The following is a 22,009-nucleotide window of genomic DNA, read 5'->3' as shown; positions in this document are numbered from 1 at the left end:
CATATTGATCTTGAACAGCTCAAAACAGCCCCTGCTTCAGAGATTTCTCTTAGACGGGGGCTTGTTTTATACTTCCTTAGTTACATTAAGCTTTTTCCATTTACGAATCTTCGAACGAAAAGTCTTGAACGATGCAACGGAATTGATATGAATCCATTTGATCATAGGCCATCTCGGATTTTTCCCTGTCCATGTTCGGACTCCTTGTGTAAAGAGTTCTTCATCACTTAGAAAATCAATCCAGTTCTGCCATTGCTGTTCTGTCTCTTTAAATAAAGATCTTAAATCATCTAATGAATAGGTAGCATATGTATGATAAAACGATTGATATAATCCGCCAAGTTGGTTCCATTTATAGTCCGGTGAAGGCGTAACGACGGTTAATTCTGCTTTTTCATCCCTATCCCATTTCATCACAAGGTTCAACCATCCCAATTGGTAGGCAAGGATTTCTGCTGGAGTACGATCGGCCCCTTCCATTCGAATGTCTTTTTGAGCATTCTCAATGCCCTCAAATTCATGATCAAGAGACAGATAGGCCGTATGTATAGCATTTTTCAAAGCTTCTTTCGATGGGTAGTCGCGTGTAGACATCATAACTCCCCCTTATGATCCTTTGTTAGCCCCAGAACATGCCTCTACTATCGTTATCAACAATTTCCAGTTGCTTCTCAAAATCATCTTGAGGGGCAAAATCATCTACAAAATGCCATTTTTTCTTGCTATCTTGCCAATAGATTGTCCATTTATTTTCTTCCAATCGAAATTGTGCGATAGGTAACTCTACCCATACTTCGCTCATATATGCGGGCCTTTCTTCATTTAAAGTAACGCTATCCCCTCTGAACTTATAGTTAAGCCTGATTTGGTTTCTAATGTGCTTTGGTACCTTCGCTTCAATGTAAGTCGACAATATCTTTTCAATTCTCTTTTTAGTAAATGAATCCAGCAACTGAACACCCTCTTAGTAGTAAATTTGATCTTATAAAGTTATATTCTCACCCAAAACTATACACTTACTGTCACTACCATGTCCGATCTCGTTCGTCTTCACGATAGGAATCCCGCTGATCTCCTTCAAATACGCTTCTATGATTGAAAATTCATTATAGCTCTCAAGCTCAGTAAACGATCCAAGAATCACCCCAGCACATGTATCAAAAGTTCCAACTTGATGCAGCTGTGCAAATAAGGAGACGATTTTGTTCGCTCTGCCACTTAAACTCTCTAAGAATAATATCTTGTTCGAAGGATCTGGAAAATAACTTGTTCCTGCCAGCTTCATAAAACATCGAATATTCCCACCAAATACAATACCGCTCATCTGGTTCCCACGAATCCAATGATATTTGAAATCATATAGATCGTCTTGCCCTTCGAAGAATGTTCGATAAAATGCAGCTTGCTGCACCGTCCCATCAGAAGATACGAGATTCATTAACTGATAATGATAGGATTTCGAATTACTTTGCGTATATAAAGCATTCAAAATAACGGACAAGTCACTCATTCCGAAAAAAGGCTTCGAATGCAAACGTATATTATCGTAGTCTATATACTCCAAGATCTGGTTCGCGGAATCCCCACCTGAAATATCAAAAATCGCACGAATTTCATCATTTTTAAAAAGTAGATTCAACTCCGTTGCTCTTTCCTTAGGATTGCCACTGAAATAAGCATCTCTTCTAATCAAGGTGTTAGACCTCACTACCTCTAGGCCAAACGAATTCAGAATTATAATTAATTCTTCTACTTTAGGCAGGTTCTCCACTCTCACACCATCGGAACAAGCGATAAGTCCTACTTTATTCCCGGGAGTGAGTTTTAAGTCATTGCTCATCTTTGTTAATCCTTTCACTTCTAATATAATCGATTCTCATAGCTATCCTTTAAAGATTTGGATACATCCTCTTGTGATAGCCCCAGCTTTTTTGCATGATCTGCTATGATAACCGAAGGTTTAGGCAGCTCTGCTTTCAACGGCCAATACGTTTCATCCCATAGATGTGATCTCTTAAAAGCTTTAGCGCAATGCATATAACACTCTTCAACTTCAACGGCAATGCCCAATTTTGGTAGTTTACCTTGAGCCTCCATATGAACCATGATCTCTTGATCTTTGATAATCCTTGCATGTCCATTTATTCTTAAGGTTTCTTCAAGTCCGGGAATAATAAATATCAAGCCCACTTTTGAATTTAAAAGGATGTTGCGCAAAGAATCAAACCGTCGATTACCAGGGCGTTCAGGAATGACTAAACGTTTGTCGTCTAACACATACACAAACCCTGCAGCATCTCCACGCGGAGACACATCACAATTGCCAGATGAATCACTTGTTGCTATAAAGAGCAACGGTGATTTAGATATATAATCTCGACAATGGTGATCGATGAGGGTTATACTTTTGTTGTTTACCAATTCACTGGGATACCCATACATTGACCTTAACTCTTCTTCAGAGTCTATAACCTCTTTAAAAATGTTATAGTTCATCTTTCTCCCTCCTACTTTCGCAGTTTAAAAACCAAAAAATCGCTGCAACGAAAATCCTCTTCAAAAGACGGATATTTCGCAAGCATTTCAGCAGAGGGCTTCGGTTCAATCATTTCTTTGATTTGAAAGCCAGCCCGTACAATCGTATTTACATAACTGGATAACGTCCTATGAAAAATCAGAAACTTTTCCTCTTGATCTATAGGGAAGTTCTGATTATAAGTGCCCTCGTAGAAATAATTATCTACTTTCCAATAAATTTTCTCTCCAGTATCGGACTTCACCCATCCGCTACCAGGGGTTACAAAGCAAGGGTGTGGAATTGAGAATATAAACGTTCCACCATCAACTAATAATCGATACATTTCATGAATCGCCATCTCATAATTGGATAAATCGTGAATCACCATGTTGGAGACAATTAAATCAAAGCTCTTGTCTTGAAGAAAGCTAAGTTCTTCACAATTGCCATGATGGAAGCTTATCTTTAACGCCTCTGATGATTTTTTCGAGGCTAGCTTTATCATATTCTGCGAATAATCAACTCCAGTGACTGAGGCTCCTGACTTAGCTATCATTCTGCTTAAATATCCTTCACCACAGCCTGCATCTAGCACCTTCTTATTTTCAACAGAGCCTATGAGACTGAATAAAGCTGGATTCAAGAAAATTTCGCGATGGATATCCCCGTTTTCCCCGTACGAAGATGAGATTAGTTCTGCGTATTTATCCCATCTTTTTATGGCTTCTTTACTACCCAATTCATCATTCATTTGATCACCTCTAAATTTCTGAAATAATCCATTTTACTGTCGATAAATCCATTGTCAAAGTCAGCTGCACCAATAAGCTCTCCTTCACTGAAACATAAAGCAAATAACCAAAGCTGTCTAAGCACAACGAACATAGGTACAACACTAATATCATTGTCACTGAGATCTCTTAACCTTTTATATCCATTTAAAAAAGCTGCCCATAACCGTTCTACTTCATCTTTATCATGGCCGCTATGAATCTCTCTTGCCAATCTAAACTCAGCGATATCATAGGCTCTCCATCCGTAACCACAAATATCGAAATCATAATGCGTTAATCTCCCTTCGTCCGTGAAAGTCACATTCGTATTTCCATGCAAATCGCCATGGCAGATGCCCCAGTCGAGCCCCGATTCCAGATGTACTTCAATCTGCGCTTTTAATTGTATGACAAGGTCATACAGGAATTGATAATCCTCTTGTCGATGGTTCATATGCAGTTTGATCGTTTGAAGCGGTTTCTCGATTAAATGTTCAAAATCAAGGTTGCCTCTCACATGATCACTCTTAAAGTTATCCGTAGCTTTGTGGATTTGTGCAACTGCCTGTCCAAATAAGTAGCTGTCTTCCACCGCATGAATAGGCTTTTCATTTCCAACAGCAAAACTAAACATAACGCCATACTTCACACCCTCAGGCACCAAGAATTCATTAATCATCATCCCATCTTTTCGGAGAATAGGAATGGAGACGTTTACACCTTTTTCGTGCAAATCGTTCAACAATTCTAATTCAAAATCAATGTCCGATCTGCTCCGTCTATCCGCACGATAAACACGAAAGATGTATTTTGCCAATACTGTTTCTAAGATATATGTATCGTTCATGCCTCTAAGAAAATACTGCAGCTGTAGTGGTTCTGGGATCTCATAATGATCTTTAATATGTAATAATAATGCGTCTGTTGCCAAGAGTGAGTATGTAACAGGAAAAAAACTCAAGTGTATCCCATCCCTTTAGGTTATTGGTAGTACTATTTACACCATACCATATTTAGGGAATTGAATCATTTCCTTATTGGATTCGCGAAACCAATGCATGGTAATATAAGTATAATAATACAGAATCAAATACATGGGGGTGCTCGAATGCGCAAATCACCGTTGATATTGAGTATAATTTTATTATCATTAACGTTAATTATGGGATGTAGCTCAGAAGTGGATGATGCCACTAAAGCTGCTGAGAAGTACAAAAATGTTGAATATACCGTCAAGGTTTCTGATGATTTATTTTCTGATGAATCCATTCTAGCGCGAAATGAAGAAATGAAACCGTATTTTACAGAATACTATACCGAAAAAGCTATAGGGAGCCGAATCACAACTATTCCATATCAAATCGCGAATAAACAAAAGCTTTCTTTAAAACCAGAAAATCTAAAGTTCACCCTTTCCGAACAAAAGAAAAATATTGTTGAGTTAAAATATACTTGTGATCTTGTACTGTTGGATAAAGAGGATAAGGAAAGTAATCGTGTGCCATTGGAAGGCATCATGACTATGTTTGATGTGGATGGTCAATGGTTAGTGCAAGGAGATCGTTTTGACACGGAGGCTTTAATGAAATTGATTTATGACTAAACAGCCTTCATATACCATATTATTACTGGAACATATTATCTAACAATAGTAATATTAATTTCCAGTACATAGTAATATGATAAGGAGCTAATGAGTCATGAAGCGAACTGCATGGATCATAGTAACATTACTTTTATTATTGGGGAGTATTCCAATTACTGCGTCAGCAAAAGCAGCAACTGCAAAATCATGGAACACACTTTACTCTGAGTACATCAAGAAAACGTTAATGGATGCTACTAGAGACAGGTCTTATGACGATAACTACAATTATTTCACTTTAGTAGATTTGAACTTTGATGGTACTCCTGAACTTATACAGGGGTATTCTTTTCGATTCATTCAGCCCATCAACATTGCTCTAACCATCCAAAATGGAAAAATCATTCCATTCAATTTCCAAGGAAAACTGAAGGATATTTCAGAGAGCATATTTAATGCAGGTATGAGTGGATTTCTACCGCGCGATGAAAATCGGGGCCTGCATCTCTATAAGAACAAAAAGGATGGAACATTACATTATATTTCTTTTGTAGATCGCAGTGGCTCGTACAATTCTTATCTGCAGGTTTTCGAGATTAATTTTCAAGGAACCAAATTTAATGATAAAGAGATCTTCTTGGCAGACATACCAGACCAAGAAAAAACGGATGATATGCCAAGCTTTTATGTAAATCAAAAAGAAGTGAATAAATCCACCTATGATAAGGCGTATAAGCAATATTTTTCAAATTTAACGTTAGTACCAAGTAAAGTTATCACTGCAAACTATATAGACTTGTTTAATAATGAAGTTAACAAATTCGTTCCAAATGGAATCGCTAATTTTATAAATCGTTTTTCTTCATCCAAATAAAGCTTGTTGATTGATCCTCCTTCATTAGATACAAAAAGCAGATTGCTCCTTAGAGCAATCTGCTTTTTTTGATTAAATTAACTTTTTACGCATCCGATAATTAACTAAAAATACCCCTTTTCGTTCCACACACTGTTTCATAATAAGCGGGTATCCATGTCGTTCAAAAAATGGCCTAGCTGTAATACTTGCTTCGGTATCCATTTCATGTAGACCAAGCTCTCTCGCCTCCATTTCAAGCTTGTTCACGAGAGCAGAAGCTACGCCTTGCCCTTGGAAATCTTTGTGGACATATAGAAGATCCAAGTGTCCTTCCACCGTCATATCTGAAAAGCCAACTATCCATCCATTCATTTCGGCTACATAAGTAATATTTTGAAGTAAAGAAGTGCTCCAAGCATTAAGCTTGAGTGCCCTTTCCTCTTTAGGTGCCCAAGCATCAAGCTGTTCTTGTGAATAATGTTGTTTGTTTACGGAATGAACCGTCTCATAGAACAATGAGATAAGCTGACTTATATCCGATTCTTGATAAGCTCTAATTTCCATTATGTGTTCTCCTTGCTGGCATTGCTACAACCCCACTACATCTTTAAGCTCCAGAAGAGAACTAATCATATAGTTAGGCTTGAGGTCTTTAGGAACCTCTATATTCTGGCGATTGTAATAGCAGAAGTCAATGTCAGAATTCATAGCACCATGGTAATCATCTTGTAAAGAATCCCCAACGAACAGCACTTCATGATTGCTTAGCTGTAGATCTATTAAAGACATTTCAAAAATCTTTTTATCAGGTTTTCGGATGCCTACCTCATCAGAGATCATTATGGATTTGAATAATTCATAGATCTTACCGGCTTGCAGTCTTTTTCTTTGTGCCTCACTGATCCCATTGGTGATAATCCCCAGAGCATACTTATCTTTAAATGAAGTTAAGATCTGTTCCGCTCCTTCTTCAAAATAACAGGAATTGCAAAAATAATCCCAATAAGTATCTGACAGTTTGCTATGAAAAAGCTCCTCCTGTTTAAGGGTATCTCTAAAAGAATACCTCAATACCTCTCCTATAGTCTTCACCTCACCACCACCCACAAAGTTCATCCAATGGCGAAAATTATGACCTGAAAACTCTCCATAAAATAAAGACCACGCCTCAATATCTTCTACGAAGAGATTATGATCGTTACAGGTTCTTTTCATCGCTTCGATTTCACAAGTACTATAATTTATTAATGTATTATCTAGATCAAATATAATGGCTTTGTACATAATATCCTCCCCGAATAATGTTCTTATCTATCATAACATGAACATTAAAGTTTGGATAAAATTAACAAAATGTTTTCATCACTCTGAGGTACACATGAACTCCACTAGATCAATTTTTCGGCCTGTTTTAGCACTTTCCAGCGCTCCGAATACCATTTCCATACTATACCGATTATCTCTACAATTTGTCTCTGCTGGACGCTCTTCTGCTAGTGACAGGAACATTTCCTCCAAACATCCTTGATGGAAGGTTTTGTCCATATCAACAGCTTCTCCATTTACACGCTCTACATCACGAATAAATTTATCACTCTGATCTCCTGCTACGACTACCTCTGCATATGGCATATCATGACCATCCCAAATCGCAGTTCCTTTTTCCCCATTCAGACGCCAAGCTGCTTCCCAAGAGGTAGAGGCACCTTCTGCACACCAAGACCCCTGATAAGTAAATACGGACCCGTCCGACATCTCAAAGATACACACTGCCGACGCATTCCCCTTATACCATGATCCCAGAGGATTAAACTCCTGACAGTAAACGGAAATCGGATTGGCTCCACTTATAAAACGGGCCTGATCAAAGGTATGAATCGCCATATCCAGCAGCAGAGGACTTTCCATGACATCACGGAACCCTCCGAAATGAGCGCCGAGGAAAAAGCTAGAACTGATGTATCCTACTCTCCCAATGGTGTCAGACTCGATTAAGTTGCGTAAAGAACGAATACGCGGATCATATCGCCGATTCTGCATCACAGCATGAGCTTTTCCGGTTCTTTCTGAGATCTCAACAATCTTAGTACACTCTTCCATAGTCTCGGCCAGTGGTTTCTCACTAAACACATTACATCCGAGTTCTAATGCAGTGCTAGAAATGCTGTAATGGCTTCCCGGAACTGTAACGTCAAACACAAGATTAGCTCCAGTCGCCTGAATCGCTTCTTTAATGTCAGTAAACGTTAGACAGGAAATCTCATGCTTTGCTGCCATTGCTTGTGCTGACTCCAATCGTATATCTACAAGAGCAACAATCTGAGTATCCGAACGTGATAAAACGTATTCAATCCAGGCGTTAGCCATCCCTCCGCAACCTGCAACCGCTACACGGTACTGTGCTGTCATCATTCTCCCCCTCTACGGTTACAGCGGATTAGGTACAAAGCTACCGCCCCGGCATTGTTTTAAATAATTCAAAGCATGTACTTGTCCCATCATTTCCAGCTCATCCCGATAAACAGGATCATGCCAGCCTTCAATATCAATTGTGCCTTTATAGCCTGCTTGACGCAAAATAGAAATTACATCGGTCCAGTTCGTATCTCCAAAGCCCGGAGTCCGGTGCCATACATAAGGATTTGGCCCGTGGATACCGTATTCTTTTACGATATCCCAAGCGATGGTGGCATCTTTACCATGCACATGGAAGATCTTGTCCGTCCATTTACGAAGCTGCGGAATCGGATCAATCAATTGGACCATCTGATGACATGGCTCCCATTCGAGCCCTATATTATCAACAGGCACAGCATTGAACATCTTCTCCCAAGCTAATGGATTGTGAGCAATATTCCAGTCACCCGATCCCCAGTCTCCACCCATGGAACAGTTCTCAAAAGCGATTCGCAAACCGCGATCCGCTGCTCTTTTGGACAACTCTCCAAATACCTCGGTAAACTTCGGAATGGATTCATCAATGGACACCCCTGGCAGCCTTCCTGTAAAACCTGATACCATATCCGTTCCGAACAAATGAGCATGATCAATCAGTCGCTCCCAGCTCGCAATTGCATCGGAATTATCACCAGTATTCATCAAAGGATTGCCGAAGATCCCAATAGATGAGATCACGAAGTCATGTTCTGCTGCTAGCTCTTGCACACGCTTTCCAGTTTCCACGAGATCTGTTTTTCCTGTAGTTTGCCAGAAGGTTAAGCTAAAAGATTCAAATCCATGTCCTACAATTTGCGGAATCACTCTGACAGCATCTCCGCCGCCTACTAATGTTCCAATTCGCATTGTATCCTTCATCTTGTGACCACTCCAATATTGGTTTATAGTAAGTGCTATAACCCGAGTATATACTGATTCTGAGCTTAAAACTCTTATAATCTTGTGTTTATATAGTCGTATCTTGTGGGAGTTGTGCGAAATATGAGTTACCCTAATGATCTTAAAGAATATCCTCAATTAGAAGAAAAAACATACCCATTCCGATTATTTTTTAATGAATGCAAGAACGCAAAGATCGGCCAGAATATCCTATTTTTGCACTGGCATGAGCATTTCGAAATCATCATCATGCAGGAAGGTAGCGCTATCTTTCATGTGGACAGTAAACCCTACGAACTGCATCCCGGAGAGGTACTGTTTGTTCCTTCTGGAGGATTGCATGTTGGGTACAGTCTGCGAGATGATCATATCCGTTTTATATCCGTCGTATTTCATAGTTCTTTATTTAAGGATTGGAAGCAAGATCCTCAACATGAGCAGTTTGTAGTCCCCTATTTAGAGAATCGTTATCAGCTGCCAGTCAAACCTACAGAGCTTGTACCGACCTGCTCCACTTATTATTCTCTTCTGGATACCATTGTTGATGAAGTGTTGCAGAAAGGGCCAGCTTTTCAACTGGTCATCAAGAATCAACTGCATTTACTCTTTGTGCTGCTCTCTCGCACTTTCCTGCCTGAACAAGTATCCGGTAGAACGAATGAGCGTCACTCCTTTAATCGCGAGCGTTTTAAGCCACTTCTAGAGTACTTGGAGAACCATTTCGATGACAAAATGACTGTAGAAAACGCCGCTAGATCCGTAAATCTAAATCCTTATCATTTCTGCAAAACCTTTAAGAAGCTAACGGGCCGAACCTTTATCGATTATGTTAATCTTTGTCGAGTAAATGAAGCGGAACGATTGCTGCTCGAGACAGATTTCACAGTGACTGAGATTGCCGGGAGAGTGGGCTGCGACAATCCCAATTATTTTACCAAGCTGTACAAGCAGTATAAAGGCATTACCCCTTCAAGAGTTCGGAAATAGGAGATTCGGTCTCTGTGCACAAAAAAATAGCACCGTTCGCCTCTCGCAAACGGTGCTGATAGGATTATTCCGTAGCAGCAAGCTCTAGCCTCCGCACATTTGCAAGCGCGGGAAAGGATTCTTCCACCATACCGGTACTCCATAGCTCAACCTGCTGTCCAACCTTCAAATTCTTAAAGCTAATCGATTCTCCAGCTTCATTAAATATTGTTGACTTGGGATTAAATGAGAACCAGTAAGAGGGATCTTCCATGCCAGGTTCAAGGATGAGAATCCGTTTCTTCTGTTTAGTATCGATATCTACGATTTGACCTACTACATGTGGTTCGCCTAGCTCTGAAATGTCGTAGATCAACATATCCGGATCGATCCGCTTTTCTATCTCAAGCTTGGCCGTTTCAGCATAATCAGACGGAATTGTAATCGTTACTTTATTACCAATCGTGTCCACACCGGAACCGTATAGATTAAGCTTCTGGTAGAGTTCTTGTTTATGCAAAAGCTCTTGTGCGGCTAATAACTCTTGCATCGAATATTTGACATCATGGAGCTCATAAGTACCTGCCGCGAAAGTCTGAGCAAACCACTGCTCAATCTGCGAGTTCAAACCCACGATATTGATATGAACCTTATTATCCTGTAGATAAATATCTCCGTTAGGAATCTTCTGAGCCGATAGAAAAGCTTTGACCGCTTCAGGATCGCTGGAGTAGAGCACTTTTTCAGCTTCAGGATCTTCTATTCCAGCGCTCGCAGTAGCCAACACATCTGGAGTTACAGTAATTGCAGCAGCTGGAGCCGGCTCCTTATTCGATTGTTGATCTTCTGAACAACCACTTATGAACAGGATAACAGCTGAAATCCGTATCCAGCCACTAATCATCTTATGCATCCTTATCACTCCCTCACTCTTTATCTTCTCAAACGGAGATTGGAAGTGATAGGTTGCAGATTCAGCAAGAACACTCTAATCCAATGTATAAGGTGCGAGTCCAATCGGAAGAGCTTCAGGTCGAGTGCAGGTGCTCTCCATTTCGTAGAATGAATGAGCATCTGAAGAATCATGGAATGCCCACATCGCTTCCAGCACATGATAAGCAAGCTCGCCACTGGCGCGATGTGCTCTCCCTGTGCGAATGGCATAAGCCATATCTGCTGGACCAATCCCCCGTGTGTTCTGGTCATATCCAGGTAGTAGCGGCTGTTCCGTCCAGTCATTCTCACCCAATAGGCGGTACTTCACTGGACCTCCAAAGTTATTTGGATCTGGAACCTGTATCGTTCCAAGTGTTCCATAGATTTCTATATGCGGCAGATTACTTCCGCCAAAGATATCAAAGCTTGTAATCACCGTTGCAATGGCACCATTCGCAAATCTTAATGTTCCGGCAACGTGAGTTGGAATTTGAACAGGAATTTTATTACCCGATTTCTTCTCACTTGTAATCGTACGTTCTTCTAGCGCTTTTCCAGTCATCCCGCTAACCGTACGAATTGGACCCAATAACTGCACCAATGCAGTCAAATAGTATGGTCCCATATCGAACATTGGACCTCCTCCAGCAGCATAGTAGAATTCAGGATCTGGATGCCAATGCTCATGTCCACGACCCATCATAAACGAGGTGGCTGCAACGGGGTGACCAATTACACCCTCATCGATCAATTTGAGCGCCGTCTGAATGCCGGTTCCGAGGAAAGTTTCCGGTGCGCTACCCACAAGCACGCCTTTTTCTCGTGCCGCAGACAGAACTTGGCGTCCTTCTTCTCTCGTCACAGCCAGAGGTTTCTCAACGTACACATGTTTGCCCGCTTCGATAGCTTTCAGGCATACATCCGCATGAACAGCTGGAATCGTCAAATTGATAACGATCTCTATCTCTGGATCATTCAGTAATTGCTCTGTGGTGTAAACGCTTGGAATATTGTATATATCGGCTTGTTCCTTCGCTCTATCCAAGTCCAAGTCCGCACACGCAACTAGATCCAGAATCTCGAACTTCTGACAGTTCTCCATATAGATACTACTGATTTTACCGCATCCGATAATGCCTACTTTGACTTTATCCATTCGATGATCGCTCCCAGAGATTATTGACTGTCTGCCATTCCGCTATAGCTACTACTAACCGCTGAAATATGGGATTGCGCGTGAGCTTTACCCTCGGCAGCCCATAGCAGTCCTCTGCGCATCATTTCCTTTACCTGTGGCATAGCTACAATATCGGCATGATGTCCGAGTGAATTATAATACACTCTGCCATGACCCCAACGTTTAGTCCAAGCTACTGGCATATCCACGGCTTTGTTGAAGGAATGTGGGCCTTCAACAACTGGAAAGCGAGTCGTTGCAAGTACTTCTACAGCGGGATCTACATGCAGATAATATTGCTCTGAGCACACGGTGAAATCTTCTATTCCATCTACCAAAGGACTTGAGCTTTGACGAATCTCTACGGTATAGTTAACTCCGTCATTGCCGGGATGAGCTACCCATTGCCCTCCTGTCATAAACTGCCAATCTACATTATTTCGGAAAGAATCACACATCCCGCCATGGCAACCCGCAAGACCCGTTCCGTTCTGAACAGCTGCAGAGACATTATTCACAAGATTCTGTTCGATTGTACCCATCGTCCATACCGGAACTATTAAATCTAGTCCAAGAAGCTTCTCCGCATCGGCAAAAGCCTCAAGTGTATTCGACACCTCAACTTCAAACTGTTCCTCTTGCAGTACCTTAGCGAATATATCAGCTACCTGTTCAGGCTCATGACCGTCCCAACCGCCCCATACTATCAATGCTTTTCTCATCTTCAGCACTCCTTCTAATAGAGGTTGTTCATAAAGTCCGCTTTTGATCACGAAATAGCCCAAGAAGCTTACTCGACATGGAATATTGAATTCAGGCGAAACTTCCGGTGCTCACGTAGCTTCCACTACGCTCCGCTCCTCAGTTTCTGCCTTATTTCAATCTTCTTGGTGCTGAAAACCGTACTTTTTGAACACGCATTTTTGTTGATTACATCTCAGAGATATCGACCCATCGGCGCTGTTCAATAGAGCGTTCTACTGCTTCTAGCACAGCTTGACATTTCACTCCATCATGGAAATTAGGTACAGGCTGACGTCCTTCTTCAATCGCGTTGGAAAGCTCCAACATCTCGTGAATAAACGTATGTTCAAAGCCAATCGTATGGCCAGGCGGCCACCAAGCCTCTGCATACTCATGAGCAGGGTCAGTTGCTAGAACACGGCGGAAGCCCTGTACATCCTCAGCATCTGAGGTTAAATAGACTTCAAGTTCATTCATTCGCTCGAAATCAAATTTCACACTACCAAGACTTCCGTTGATCTCAAAAGAATTAGTAGATCGATGACCTGCTGCGAATCTTGTAGCTTCAAAACTACCTAAGGCACCGTTTTCAAAACGGGCTAAAAACAATGTGGCATCATCTACAGTAACCTTGCCCTTTGGCGCATCCTTATCACCTTTGGCACTTAATCCGGTCATTTCAGCAGCAAGTGGACGTTCTTTAATGAAGGTTTCACTCATGCCGATTACTTCCTTCACATCACCTACTAAGAAATGTGCCAGATCAATGAGATGCGCACCCAAATCACCATGTGAGCCTGAACCCGCAATCTCCTTCTGCAATCTCCACACTAACGGGAACTCCGGATCAATAATCCAGTCTTGTAGGAACCAAGCACGAAAATGATAGATCTTCCCAAGCCGCCCGCTCTCTACTAGCTTCTTAGCAAGTCTAACCGCCGGTGAAAAGCGATAATTAAAACCAACCATATGTGTAACCCCTGCATCTTCAGCGGCTTGTAGCATTTCACGGGAGTCCGCCAAGGTCAGCGCGAGTGGTTTTTCACAAAAAATATGTTTGCCAGCTTTGGCTGCTGCTAGAGCAATCTCCTTATGTGCATTACTAGGGGCATTTATATCAATAAGATCAACATCCTCACGAGCGATTAGATCTTTCCAATCCGTAACACAATCCGACCATCCTAACTGAGTAGCAGCCTCTTCAAGCGCCTCAGCATTCCGTCCACAAATCACAGACATCTCAGGTTTAAGCGCTTTCGGGAAAAACATTGGCAAACTGCGGTAAGCATTACTATGCGCCTTGCCCATAAATTTATAACCGATCATTCCAACGCGAAGCTGTTTCATCTTATTCCTCCTCAGATTTCTTAGATTTAGATGAAGCTCGAATTACTAGTATAGTCGGTAATTTAATTTGGATGACTTGAGAGGTCGCTGCTGAATCTGAGAGGCTACAACCCAGCAACTCTAGTACCTTAGTTACAGCAATTTCTCCTAGTTCATAAAAGGGAACACGCACACTGCTTAAGGCTGGTGTAGTAAGTTCAGCCGCATCTGAATCATCATAACCCACGATGGCTGGAATGAGATCCCTTGGGATGCCTAACTCCTGCAGACCTTGCTGCAGCCCAATAGCCATTCGATCATTGGCAGCTACAATCGCATCAATCTCATTCAGCAGAGGCAACATCTCCTTGGCAGCAATAGCACCGCTTTTACGACTGAAGTTACCTTCAAATAGAAGTGTTTCATCCAAAGGAAGGTTAGACTCCTCCAAAGCGCGCAAATAACCAGTTAAGCGATCTCGACTGTTCGAATAAGATGCTGGCCCGTTTAGAAAAGCAATCCTCGTAAAGCCCTGATCCAGTAAGTGCCTGACTGCTTGCCAGCTTCCTTCGACATGATCAGCATCCACCTCGTGAAAAGCCTCTCCTTCAAAATGCTGATTAATCAGGCAAAACGGATGACCCTCCTCCTTCAAACGGCGAAGTGAGGCTATCTCACCCGGCTCTTCTTTTGCACCGAGTACAATACACGCATCAATCTTCCGCATCTTAAACAATTCGTTATAGTCCATTAGCTCTTCGGCATTTCGAAACAGCATTAACAGATCATAACCCTCTTCTCGCGCCTTACTCCCAACTCCACTTAATATTTCTGAAAAATAATAAGTGGATAACAAGCGAGCTTTTGGCAAATAAGGCATTACAACTCCGAGATTTCCACTCCTTCTACGTGCAAAGCTCTGAGCGAGTGAACTAGGGGTATATCCAAGCTTGAGCGCAGCTGCCAACACACGTTCCTTCGTTTCTTCCTTGAGCGGTCCTACGTTGTTTAACACGCGAGAGACTGTAGCTTCTGAGACTCCGGCAAGCTCGGCAACCTCTTTACGGCTGGCGATAGAAATCCCTCCTACGAAAGCGCATTCAATTGATGTACGCGCGTACATTCTCTCATGAACCATGCCCTTCGTCAACCCTTATTTTGGATATTCACGAATGAGCAAATCCCCTGAATTAATCAGGGGATTTGCTCATCGAAACGGTGTACTCTCTGTGTTCAGGGATTCCCCAACAACCACGTTTGTACATGCTTCAGGAATTTTTTAGTGGCAGGAGAGGCGTATTTCATGGTATGTACAGCAATCCCCAGTGATCTGAAACTACGTTCCTCTAATTCAAGCATCGTTACATTATAATTCTGACGAGTTAATACAAGCTCTGGCAAAATACTAATTCCAAGCCCCTTCTCCACCATGGCCATAATGGCATAGTCATCACCTGCTGAAAACTTAATATTCGGTTTGATGCCCGCCTTATCCAGCACACGTCTAACATCATAATCTGAACCTGCCTTCGGGATGATAAAATCCTCTTTAGCAATTTGGGATAAGGACAGAAACGGTTCTGCACTAAGCGGATTTTCTTTGGCTACGATGCCTAGCATCCGGTCCTTTTTTAAAGGAATCACTTCGAACTTCTCACGCGTAGGCAGAGAAATAAAACCACAGTCAACGACTCCAGCCTCGATCCATTGCTCAACCTCTAAGTAACCACCTTCCATCAACCTGATTTCGATATAGGGGTACTCCCTGCGAAATTGCTTAATCATCCCTGGCAGCCAATGCACAGATACACTGGTGAATGTACCGATGGTAATGGTCCCGACCTCTAGCCCATGTATATCTGCTACCTCTTGCTTCAATTTTTCATTCCACTTTAGAATTTCACGGATAGGCTGTAGTACTTGCTCTCCATTTACCGTCAATTTAACGCCAGATCTATTTCTAATTAATAACGTGAAACCAAACTCCATTTCCAAGCTACTAATCGTGTGACTAATTCCAGATTGCGTAAAGCCCAGCACCTCTGCTGCTTTTGTTAAGCTCCCTAGCTCTACAACCTTGAGAAAAATCTCATATTTATTAATGCTCAACCTTTATCCCTCACCTTTATTAATTACATAAGTTTTACTCATGTATCCTATGATAAACATTCAGTTACCTTATGTATAGAGCCGTATTATACTAAATTGAGTTGAAAATGAAGAAGGATGGATGACGAGATGAAACCGCTCAAAGCTGAGCTGATGCTGTTAGTTGTAACATTATTTTGGGGTTCCTCCTACATATTTATGAAAATGGGGTTAGGCACGTTAGGCGAATTCAATCTGATTGCACTCCGCTTCGGACTTGCTTTTATATTAGCCGCAATGATCTTCCACAAACGTTTAAGAAAAGTCGACATCAAAACATTAAAATATGGTGCTCTACTAGGATTCTTACTCCTCGGCGTGTTTACATGTATAACGTTCGGACTGAAGACCACAACAACCTCCAACGCTGGATTTTTAGTAGCCCTGACAGTCATATTTGTACCGATACTAGATCGTATACTTTTCAAAAAAAGAGTCGCACCTCCGCAAGTCTTCGGCTCCGTACTCGCTATAGCTGGTATTGGACTTCTTACATTGAATGCTACCTTGAAAATTGGGCCAGGTGACTTCCTTTGTATTCTTTCGGCGGTGTTCTATGCGGTACAGATCTTATTTACTGGTAAGGCGGTAAAAGAGTGTGATTCACTGAATATTGGAATCTTACAGTTAGGTTTTGCCGGAGGGTTTGCTTTAGTGTTATCTGCATTGTTCGAGACACCTTCGCTTCCTTCGACTTTACCGGCATGGGCAGCGATCCTCGCACTTGGGATTCTGTGTAGTGCCTGTGGCTTCATCCTACAACCCATTGCTCAAAAATATACTTCGCCTACACGCACCGGACTGATCTTCTCCCTTGAGCCGGTATTCGCCGCGCTGTTTGGCTATTGGTTCGCCGCTGAAAAGCTATCGATGCAAGGATATGCTGGTGCAGCCCTTGTTCTACTGGGGATTATAGCCTCGGAGCTACTCGGTAAAGTTACGTTCAGCCCTAGGTTGGCTCAGAAGAAACCAGAACATCTATAGGATGATTTTCTCATACAAAAAAGGGGTCGTTAGCTAACAAGCTAAACGACCCCTTTTTATATTATCTAGGAATAATGTATGAACTAATGTCCCATCATCATTGCCGCATCTGCCTTCTGACTCTCTTCAGAGGAGGAATCATTTGAGGAAAGCTTCGGTTTGCGCAGGATAATACTCATGAGTACACCGAGTACAGCTATACAGCCAGATAGGAAGAATACATCATCAAAGCCCAGAACTGCAGCTGTCAAAGGATTGCTTCCTGCTTTTAAAGCGCCCATGTGCACAGTGATTTGACTTGTCAGATAGCCCGTCAAGCCTGCTACGGCAAAAGCCACAACCACCTGTTGTGCCGCTGCGGTAAGAGATGTGACACGGCTTACCAATTCACGCGGCGCGGCATTCAGAACATGTGTATTGAGCGGCATCATTGCTATACCCATCCCGAACCCTAATAATGCAAGATACACCATAATTGTGTTTAGACTTGTTGTCATCGTAATCCCCGATAGGAGGAACAAGGTAACCGTAATGATGCTCAGACCCACAAAAGCCAGTGGTCGCGCCCCTATCTTATCGAACAATTTCCCACCAAGCGGCATGCCGATTACACAAGCTAAAGCTTGCGGAAGCAGAATTAGCCCCGTCTCTAGGGGTGTATAAGTCCGAATCTGCTGTAAGTATAGCGGCACGAACAGCATGGAACCAAACAATGCGGCTTGCATGACCCATGTTAAAATAATGCCGCGGGTGAAATCTGAGGAGCGAAAAACACGAAGATCCAGCAAAGGCTGTTTATGCCGCAGTTCAACGATTATAAATAGAATCAGTGCAACACCCCCAACAGATAAACCGAGGATCGCTGGAGTGGATGACCAGCTATTCGCACCACCTTCATTTACCCCATAAGCCAGCATGGAGAACGCAATCGGAGCCAGTATAATGCCTAGTATATCGAGGTTGCCTTTACCGATCTTCTCCGTCTTGGGCAAATACTTAACACCAAGAATAATACCAACAATCCCAATTGGCACGTTAATCAAGAAGATCCAATGCCAGCTAACATATTCAACAAGCCATCCGGACAATATTGGACCAAGTGCAGGAGCAAGCAGCATGGGAATCCCAAGCATTCCCATAATCGACCCTCTTCGTTCTGCTGGAGCTAACTTAAACACCATAGCCATCCCAATAGGAGCTACCATCCCCCCACCAAGTCCTTGGATCACACGAAAAATAACAAGCTGCGAAGAAGTTTGAGCCACGGAACATAACATGGAGCCAAGAATGAACAACGTGAGCGTCACTAGAAACACCTGTTTTGACCCGAAGCGATCAGTCATCCAGCCTGCGAGAGGTATTACAGCAGCTAAAGCTAACGTGTAACCGGTAATCGCCCACTGAATCGTTTTTAGATCTGAAGAAAAATAGTCCACCAGTTTGGGTATAGCCACATTCACGACGGTTCCATCCAAAATAACCATAATCATTCCGACGATAATAGCAAGAAGCGGGGGGAGGATAGCTCTTAGTGAGAATGGCCTTTCTTCTGTCGGGCTACTCTGAGTAATTGATTTTGTCATCCAGTACTCCACTCTTTTCTCTAATTTAGTTAAATGCTTTAACGATTATTTCAAATTTTAATTTACCTTCGATGAATGTGAAAGTCAACAAATAAAACCCTTTTTTACAATAAAAATACATTACATTTACGATCGATGGATGAAATGAAGTTTGTGTATTCTCACGTTGCATTTTGTGCAATAGAATTTCGATTATAGAGGTGATATACACATTCTGTTGCATTCTTTACACTCAGAAACGTGAGAATTACCCTTTCAGAGGGTTTTTGTCTGAATCTAATGTACCAAGTGCAGTAGAACACTATCTTCGTGTAAAAAAGAGAGATTCTATTGCACATACTACAATACCCCCCTTTAAATCCCAGAATATCTAATGAAAACCAAAAAAAAGACTAGGCATGGTCCCAATAAGAAAATTCTTCTTAAGGAACACACGCATAGCCTTTTGCCTTAAACTATATCATTAATATTCTCCAGACTAAATGGAAGGAAGGTTTCCCTTTATTTCAACAATCTTACCAGACTTATTCAGAACAAACTCAAGGGATGCATCCGTTACAGCGAAGCCGAGTACACATTGTATTGACATTTGATCTTCTTTTTGACTACTTTCAGTAGACTTTATACCATGGTAAGTACCAGCTCGTGCAGTAAAGTCAGCCCAATATTTCTGTAAACCCGTTGCGGAAAGTGAACGCTTCATCTCATCGCTAAAGAATCGATTCTCTAATTCCTGGAATTGTCCAGTGCTCAGCAGTCCAGCTATCACACTTGCTGTAACCTCGGGCGCATAAACTTCCACTAGATTAGCGTCAGCATTATAGGAGGTTACCAGTCCTACACTAGTGAAAAAAGAAAGCGGGACATATAAGTGTTCCTTTTTAAACACAACATTATCCTTAAAATCTCTTTTCTCTGTATCGTTAATGGTAATATGGTCGTCTCCTACTTTATATTCAATCTTTTGTTTGACTCCACTTAATGTAATGGTGTCCGTACTTTTTTGATAAGTAGTTTGATATTTCAATACGCTTGATGCCTCTCTTAGGGGTAGCATGACCGTAGAACCGTTAGGGTACGCTGAATATTGATCTGATTTCAGAACCTGACCATTCAAAACTACCTTCACTTCACTAGAATCTGCCCAAGCTGTAGAATAGGTAGTTCCACCAAATCCATTTACCAATAACAGTACACTTAACACCACAACAACCGCGATTTTGTTCATCCGTTCGAAACCTCCCTTTTTTTGACTATTAGTATTATGTGCGTTTCCAGCATCTGCTAATCCTAATGGTAGTAAAGCTCTACAAAAAAAGTGAATCGCTTCTTACATGGACATTCAAGTTCTAGGTTATTCCACTTTGAAGTCAAAGTATTGTCTAGGATAAGGTTCCTTGATCAACGTAAAATGCCACCATTCTTTACTGTAAGGTTTAAATCCCTGTTTTACCATCGCCTCTTTGAGGATTGCCCGATTTGCTTTCTGAGTCTTGTTAATTAAGGACGTATCGTAATAAGAGATGTCTCCGAAAAAATCAAACGGGCTGCCCATATCTACTTCAGCTCCCGTCTCTTTATTTACGATCGTTAAATCTACGGTGCTACCTCTGGAATGGCCCGATTTTTTAGCTATAAATCCTAGTTTGAAGAGATTACGTTTATCTAGTCGCGGATAATACTGCTGTTTCATCTTAGTATCTATGGCATTCTGTGACCATCTCACAAAATGATTCACAGCCGTCTGCGGACGGTAAGCATCATAGATTTTAAGAATATACCCTTTCTTTGCTAAATCCTCACTTACAGCTTTCAAAGACGTTGCCGCTGTCCGCGAGAATATCGCTAAAGGCGCCTTATAGCCATCAATCCGCTTCCCTACAAAATTGTTATCCCCGTAGTATCGAATCTCATATTGTGCCGTAGGAATTACTTCATCCAGATAGACAAAACCTTGCGGTAAATGGTTCTTCCTCTCCAATTGCATCTGCTGTAGCACAGAGTCTGTTGAAGTGCCGACATAAGCAGCATCAGCACTGCCCATAAACATAGTGTTTGTCCACAACAACAGCACAACTGCGAAAGCTGCAATTCTTGTTCCTCTAGATCCTATTCTCAATTGATCCCGCCTATTCATTTCGAGTTAACTGTTTGATTTAGAAATTTTTCTACTTCAGGTGTGAATTTATTATTTGTGGCATTAAGTAATTGTACCAGCTTTTCTAAAATCGTAAGGATTCTAGTATCAACTTTGCTATTTTTTAGTGCCTCCTCATACGCCTTTTTTACTTCTGGTTTGATTACTTGCTCATCATAGTCATATGCAGGTGTGTTACTTGTTCCATACAATAGGCGTGAAGTTGCAATCAGAAGTTCTTTTTGAAGAGCCGTTGAACGGTTAGAAGCAGGATATTGGGTTACAAAATCCTCCAGCGCAAGCGCCCTGTTCGTTAACTCGGTCCAACTAATCACAATCGTTGCATCAGATATACTCGGTTGATTAGATTCTGTGGCCATGATATCAATATAAGCTGCGATGTCCTTCGTAACATAAGGCTTAAAGCTTTTGAAACCCTCATAATGCATCACCGGATAGTACATGCCCTCGCTTGTCTCCAGCTTATATCCCTTATCCCGTCCTTCAATTAACACATTGCGTACGTTGGCATCTTTGATCGTATTAAGGAGTGAGGTATAGGTTAGATTTTTGCTTTTGGAAAAAGCACTATTTATCTCTTTCTGCATCTTGTCCGGAAAAACCTTTTCTGAGTATACAGATAAATGAGCCTTCTGTGCATTCTCGAGCTGAAGTGTCATCTGAGTCGCTCTCCAGGTATCCATTTCTTTGATATGGTTAATTAAATAATTACGTGCGCTAGCAAGAGTTGTCGGCTTCTGTACATACTGCTGGAATTGATTATAGGCGCTTGCAGATTCCGTTGCCGTTGCGGCAGATACTGGCTCTATACCAAAAGTACTGAATCCTGTCACTGAACCAAGGGCTATAGCAATACTTAACAAGCCTGATTTTTTCCAGTTCAATTAATGACCTCCTTTGCCATATGTGTAATTGTACT

At 41.7% G+C, this 22,009-nt stretch carries 24 protein-coding genes; 4 read left to right on the top strand and 20 right to left on the bottom strand.

All coding sequences use genetic code 11. The annotated features are described in order from the left end of the window. Window positions 1-66 precede the first annotated feature (66 nt). From QNH28_RS13495 to QNH28_RS13470, 6 genes are read right to left on the bottom strand one after another with little or no spacing between them, the layout of a single operon-like run. Window positions 67-594 carry a ClbS/DfsB family four-helix bundle protein gene (locus QNH28_RS13495; protein ID WP_283912143.1) on the bottom strand — a complete coding sequence of 176 codons (528 nt, stop codon included), beginning with the start codon at window positions 592-594 and terminating at the stop codon, window positions 67-69. A 25-nt stretch (window positions 595-619) separates the two neighbouring features. Then, a complete protein-coding gene (locus QNH28_RS13490; RefSeq protein ID WP_283911795.1) occupies window positions 620-952 on the bottom strand; it encodes a DUF3024 domain-containing protein in 333 nt (110 codons plus the stop codon). A gap of 30 nt (window positions 953-982) precedes the next feature. Further along, window positions 983-1,840 (bottom strand): S66 family peptidase, encoded by an 858-nt coding sequence (locus tag QNH28_RS13485; protein WP_283911794.1) that lies wholly within the window; start codon window positions 1,838-1,840, stop codon window positions 983-985. A gap of 20 nt (window positions 1,841-1,860) precedes the next feature. Then, window positions 1,861-2,496 carry a pyridoxamine 5'-phosphate oxidase family protein gene (locus QNH28_RS13480; protein WP_283911793.1) on the bottom strand — a complete coding sequence of 212 codons (636 nt, stop codon included), beginning with the start codon at window positions 2,494-2,496 and terminating at the stop codon, window positions 1,861-1,863. Window positions 2,497-2,507: 11 nt separating this feature from the next. Next, window positions 2,508-3,269: a class I SAM-dependent methyltransferase gene (locus tag QNH28_RS13475; RefSeq protein WP_283911792.1), complete on the bottom strand. Its 762-nt coding sequence runs from the start codon at window positions 3,267-3,269 to the stop codon at window positions 2,508-2,510. Beyond that, window positions 3,266-4,252, bottom strand: a complete 987-nt coding sequence (locus QNH28_RS13470) for a phosphotransferase (RefSeq protein ID WP_283911791.1) — start codon at window positions 4,250-4,252, stop codon at window positions 3,266-3,268. The genes QNH28_RS13475 and QNH28_RS13470 overlap by 4 nt, the downstream gene beginning before the upstream one ends. A gap of 147 nt (window positions 4,253-4,399) precedes the next feature. Here QNH28_RS13470 and QNH28_RS13465 point away from each other — a divergent pair, with 147 nt between their 5' ends. Then, window positions 4,400-4,894 (top strand): hypothetical protein, encoded by a 495-nt coding sequence (locus QNH28_RS13465; protein WP_283911790.1) that lies wholly within the window; start codon window positions 4,400-4,402, stop codon window positions 4,892-4,894. Between the two features lie 97 nt (window positions 4,895-4,991). Next, complete coding sequence (locus QNH28_RS13460; RefSeq protein WP_283911789.1) at window positions 4,992-5,750, top strand: hypothetical protein; 759 nt, start codon at window positions 4,992-4,994, stop codon at window positions 5,748-5,750. Between the two features lie 72 nt (window positions 5,751-5,822). On the opposite strand, the gene QNH28_RS13455 is transcribed toward QNH28_RS13460, so the two are convergent. From QNH28_RS13455 to QNH28_RS13440, 4 genes are all read right to left on the bottom strand, one after another. Further along, entirely contained in the window at window positions 5,823-6,296 is a 474-nt protein-coding gene (locus QNH28_RS13455; RefSeq protein ID WP_283911788.1) for a GNAT family N-acetyltransferase, read from the bottom strand. 24 nt (window positions 6,297-6,320) lie between these two features. After that, a complete protein-coding gene (locus QNH28_RS13450; protein WP_283911787.1) occupies window positions 6,321-7,016 on the bottom strand; it encodes an HAD family hydrolase in 696 nt (231 codons plus the stop codon). A 78-nt stretch (window positions 7,017-7,094) separates the two neighbouring features. Further along, window positions 7,095-8,141 carry a Gfo/Idh/MocA family protein gene (locus QNH28_RS13445; protein ID WP_283912142.1) on the bottom strand — a complete coding sequence of 349 codons (1,047 nt, stop codon included), beginning with the start codon at window positions 8,139-8,141 and terminating at the stop codon, window positions 7,095-7,097. An 18-nt stretch (window positions 8,142-8,159) separates the two neighbouring features. Then, window positions 8,160-9,047, bottom strand: coding sequence for a sugar phosphate isomerase/epimerase family protein (locus QNH28_RS13440; protein WP_283911786.1), 888 nt, complete (start codon window positions 9,045-9,047; stop codon window positions 8,160-8,162). Between the two features lie 123 nt (window positions 9,048-9,170). On the opposite strand from QNH28_RS13440, the gene QNH28_RS13435 reads away from it, so the two are divergent. Beyond that, a complete protein-coding gene (locus QNH28_RS13435; protein ID WP_283911785.1) occupies window positions 9,171-10,055 on the top strand; it encodes a helix-turn-helix domain-containing protein in 885 nt (294 codons plus the stop codon). Between the two features lie 64 nt (window positions 10,056-10,119). Here the strand turns inward: QNH28_RS13435 and QNH28_RS13430 are convergent, their stop codons facing one another. The 6 genes from QNH28_RS13430 to QNH28_RS13405 form a co-directional block, all read right to left on the bottom strand. Further along, window positions 10,120-10,947, bottom strand: a complete 828-nt coding sequence (locus QNH28_RS13430; RefSeq protein ID WP_283911784.1) for a hypothetical protein — start codon at window positions 10,945-10,947, stop codon at window positions 10,120-10,122. A 75-nt stretch (window positions 10,948-11,022) separates the two neighbouring features. Then, window positions 11,023-12,126, bottom strand: coding sequence for a Gfo/Idh/MocA family protein (locus QNH28_RS13425; RefSeq protein ID WP_283911783.1), 1,104 nt, complete (start codon window positions 12,124-12,126; stop codon window positions 11,023-11,025). Window positions 12,127-12,146: 20 nt separating this feature from the next. Further along, window positions 12,147-12,869, bottom strand: coding sequence for a ThuA domain-containing protein (locus tag QNH28_RS13420; protein ID WP_283911782.1), 723 nt, complete (start codon window positions 12,867-12,869; stop codon window positions 12,147-12,149). A gap of 208 nt (window positions 12,870-13,077) precedes the next feature. Beyond that, window positions 13,078-14,238 (bottom strand): Gfo/Idh/MocA family protein, encoded by a 1,161-nt coding sequence (locus tag QNH28_RS13415; RefSeq protein ID WP_283911781.1) that lies wholly within the window; start codon window positions 14,236-14,238, stop codon window positions 13,078-13,080. A gap of 1 nt (window position 14,239) precedes the next feature. Then, window positions 14,240-15,340, bottom strand: coding sequence for a LacI family DNA-binding transcriptional regulator (locus QNH28_RS13410; protein WP_283912141.1), 1,101 nt, complete (start codon window positions 15,338-15,340; stop codon window positions 14,240-14,242). A 110-nt stretch (window positions 15,341-15,450) separates the two neighbouring features. Next, on the bottom strand, window positions 15,451-16,326 hold the full coding sequence (locus QNH28_RS13405) for a LysR family transcriptional regulator (RefSeq protein WP_283911780.1): 876 nt from the start codon (window positions 16,324-16,326) through the stop codon (window positions 15,451-15,453). A 129-nt stretch (window positions 16,327-16,455) separates the two neighbouring features. Between QNH28_RS13405 and QNH28_RS13400 the strand changes: the two genes are divergently transcribed. Beyond that, window positions 16,456-17,349, top strand: coding sequence for a DMT family transporter (locus tag QNH28_RS13400; RefSeq protein WP_283911779.1), 894 nt, complete (start codon window positions 16,456-16,458; stop codon window positions 17,347-17,349). An 83-nt stretch (window positions 17,350-17,432) separates the two neighbouring features. Here the strand turns inward: QNH28_RS13400 and QNH28_RS13395 are convergent, their stop codons facing one another. The 4 genes from QNH28_RS13395 to QNH28_RS13380 all read right to left on the bottom strand — a co-directional run bounded on the left by QNH28_RS13395 (window position 17,433) and on the right by QNH28_RS13380 (window position 21,974). Further along, a complete protein-coding gene (locus QNH28_RS13395; RefSeq protein ID WP_283911778.1) occupies window positions 17,433-18,932 on the bottom strand; it encodes a DHA2 family efflux MFS transporter permease subunit in 1,500 nt (499 codons plus the stop codon). A 478-nt stretch (window positions 18,933-19,410) separates the two neighbouring features. Further along, entirely contained in the window at window positions 19,411-20,160 is a 750-nt protein-coding gene (locus QNH28_RS13390; protein WP_283911777.1) for a stalk domain-containing protein, read from the bottom strand. Between the two features lie 126 nt (window positions 20,161-20,286). Then, a complete protein-coding gene (locus tag QNH28_RS13385) occupies window positions 20,287-21,051 on the bottom strand; it encodes a M15 family metallopeptidase (RefSeq protein WP_283911776.1) in 765 nt (254 codons plus the stop codon). 14 nt (window positions 21,052-21,065) lie between these two features. Further along, window positions 21,066-21,974, bottom strand: a complete 909-nt coding sequence (locus QNH28_RS13380) for a hypothetical protein (protein WP_283911775.1) — start codon at window positions 21,972-21,974, stop codon at window positions 21,066-21,068. Window positions 21,975-22,009 lie beyond the last annotated feature (35 nt).

Source organism: Paenibacillus sp. G2S3 (assembly GCF_030123105.1).
Lineage (GTDB): Bacteria > Bacillota > Bacilli > Paenibacillales > Paenibacillaceae > Paenibacillus_AQ.
The sequence above is the reverse complement of the archived record's forward strand: the minus strand, read 5'-3'. Positions and strand labels throughout refer to the sequence as shown.

Excerpts from the sequence above, each read along its gene's own strand:
- QNH28_RS13495 (WP_283912143.1), bottom strand. The coding sequence starts at position 594 with ATGTCTACACGCGACTACCCATCGAAAGAAGCTTTGAAAAATGCTATA.
- QNH28_RS13485 (WP_283911794.1), bottom strand. The coding sequence starts at position 1,840 with ATGAGCAATGACTTAAAACTCACTCCCGGGAATAAAGTAGGACTTATC.
- QNH28_RS13480 (WP_283911793.1), bottom strand. The coding sequence starts at position 2,496 with ATGAACTATAACATTTTTAAAGAGGTTATAGACTCTGAAGAAGAGTTA.
- QNH28_RS13475 (WP_283911792.1), bottom strand. The coding sequence starts at position 3,269 with ATGAATGATGAATTGGGTAGTAAAGAAGCCATAAAAAGATGGGATAAA.
- QNH28_RS13465 (WP_283911790.1), top strand. The coding sequence starts at position 4,400 with ATGCGCAAATCACCGTTGATATTGAGTATAATTTTATTATCATTAACG.
- QNH28_RS13460 (WP_283911789.1), top strand. The coding sequence starts at position 4,992 with ATGAAGCGAACTGCATGGATCATAGTAACATTACTTTTATTATTGGGG.
- QNH28_RS13455 (WP_283911788.1), bottom strand. The coding sequence starts at position 6,296 with ATGGAAATTAGAGCTTATCAAGAATCGGATATAAGTCAGCTTATCTCA.
- QNH28_RS13450 (WP_283911787.1), bottom strand. The coding sequence starts at position 7,016 with ATGTACAAAGCCATTATATTTGATCTAGATAATACATTAATAAATTAT.
- QNH28_RS13445 (WP_283912142.1), bottom strand. The coding sequence starts at position 8,141 with ATGACAGCACAGTACCGTGTAGCGGTTGCAGGTTGCGGAGGGATGGCT.
- QNH28_RS13440 (WP_283911786.1), bottom strand. The coding sequence starts at position 9,047 with ATGAAGGATACAATGCGAATTGGAACATTAGTAGGCGGCGGAGATGCT.
- QNH28_RS13435 (WP_283911785.1), top strand. The coding sequence starts at position 9,171 with ATGAGTTACCCTAATGATCTTAAAGAATATCCTCAATTAGAAGAAAAA.
- QNH28_RS13430 (WP_283911784.1), bottom strand. The coding sequence starts at position 10,947 with ATGCATAAGATGATTAGTGGCTGGATACGGATTTCAGCTGTTATCCTG.
- QNH28_RS13425 (WP_283911783.1), bottom strand. The coding sequence starts at position 12,126 with ATGGATAAAGTCAAAGTAGGCATTATCGGATGCGGTAAAATCAGTAGT.
- QNH28_RS13420 (WP_283911782.1), bottom strand. The coding sequence starts at position 12,869 with ATGAGAAAAGCATTGATAGTATGGGGCGGTTGGGACGGTCATGAGCCT.
- QNH28_RS13415 (WP_283911781.1), bottom strand. The coding sequence starts at position 14,238 with ATGAAACAGCTTCGCGTTGGAATGATCGGTTATAAATTTATGGGCAAG.
- QNH28_RS13410 (WP_283912141.1), bottom strand. The coding sequence starts at position 15,340 with ATGTACGCGCGTACATCAATTGAATGCGCTTTCGTAGGAGGGATTTCT.
- QNH28_RS13400 (WP_283911779.1), top strand. The coding sequence starts at position 16,456 with ATGAAACCGCTCAAAGCTGAGCTGATGCTGTTAGTTGTAACATTATTT.
- QNH28_RS13395 (WP_283911778.1), bottom strand. The coding sequence starts at position 18,932 with ATGACAAAATCAATTACTCAGAGTAGCCCGACAGAAGAAAGGCCATTC.
- QNH28_RS13390 (WP_283911777.1), bottom strand. The coding sequence starts at position 20,160 with ATGAACAAAATCGCGGTTGTTGTGGTGTTAAGTGTACTGTTATTGGTA.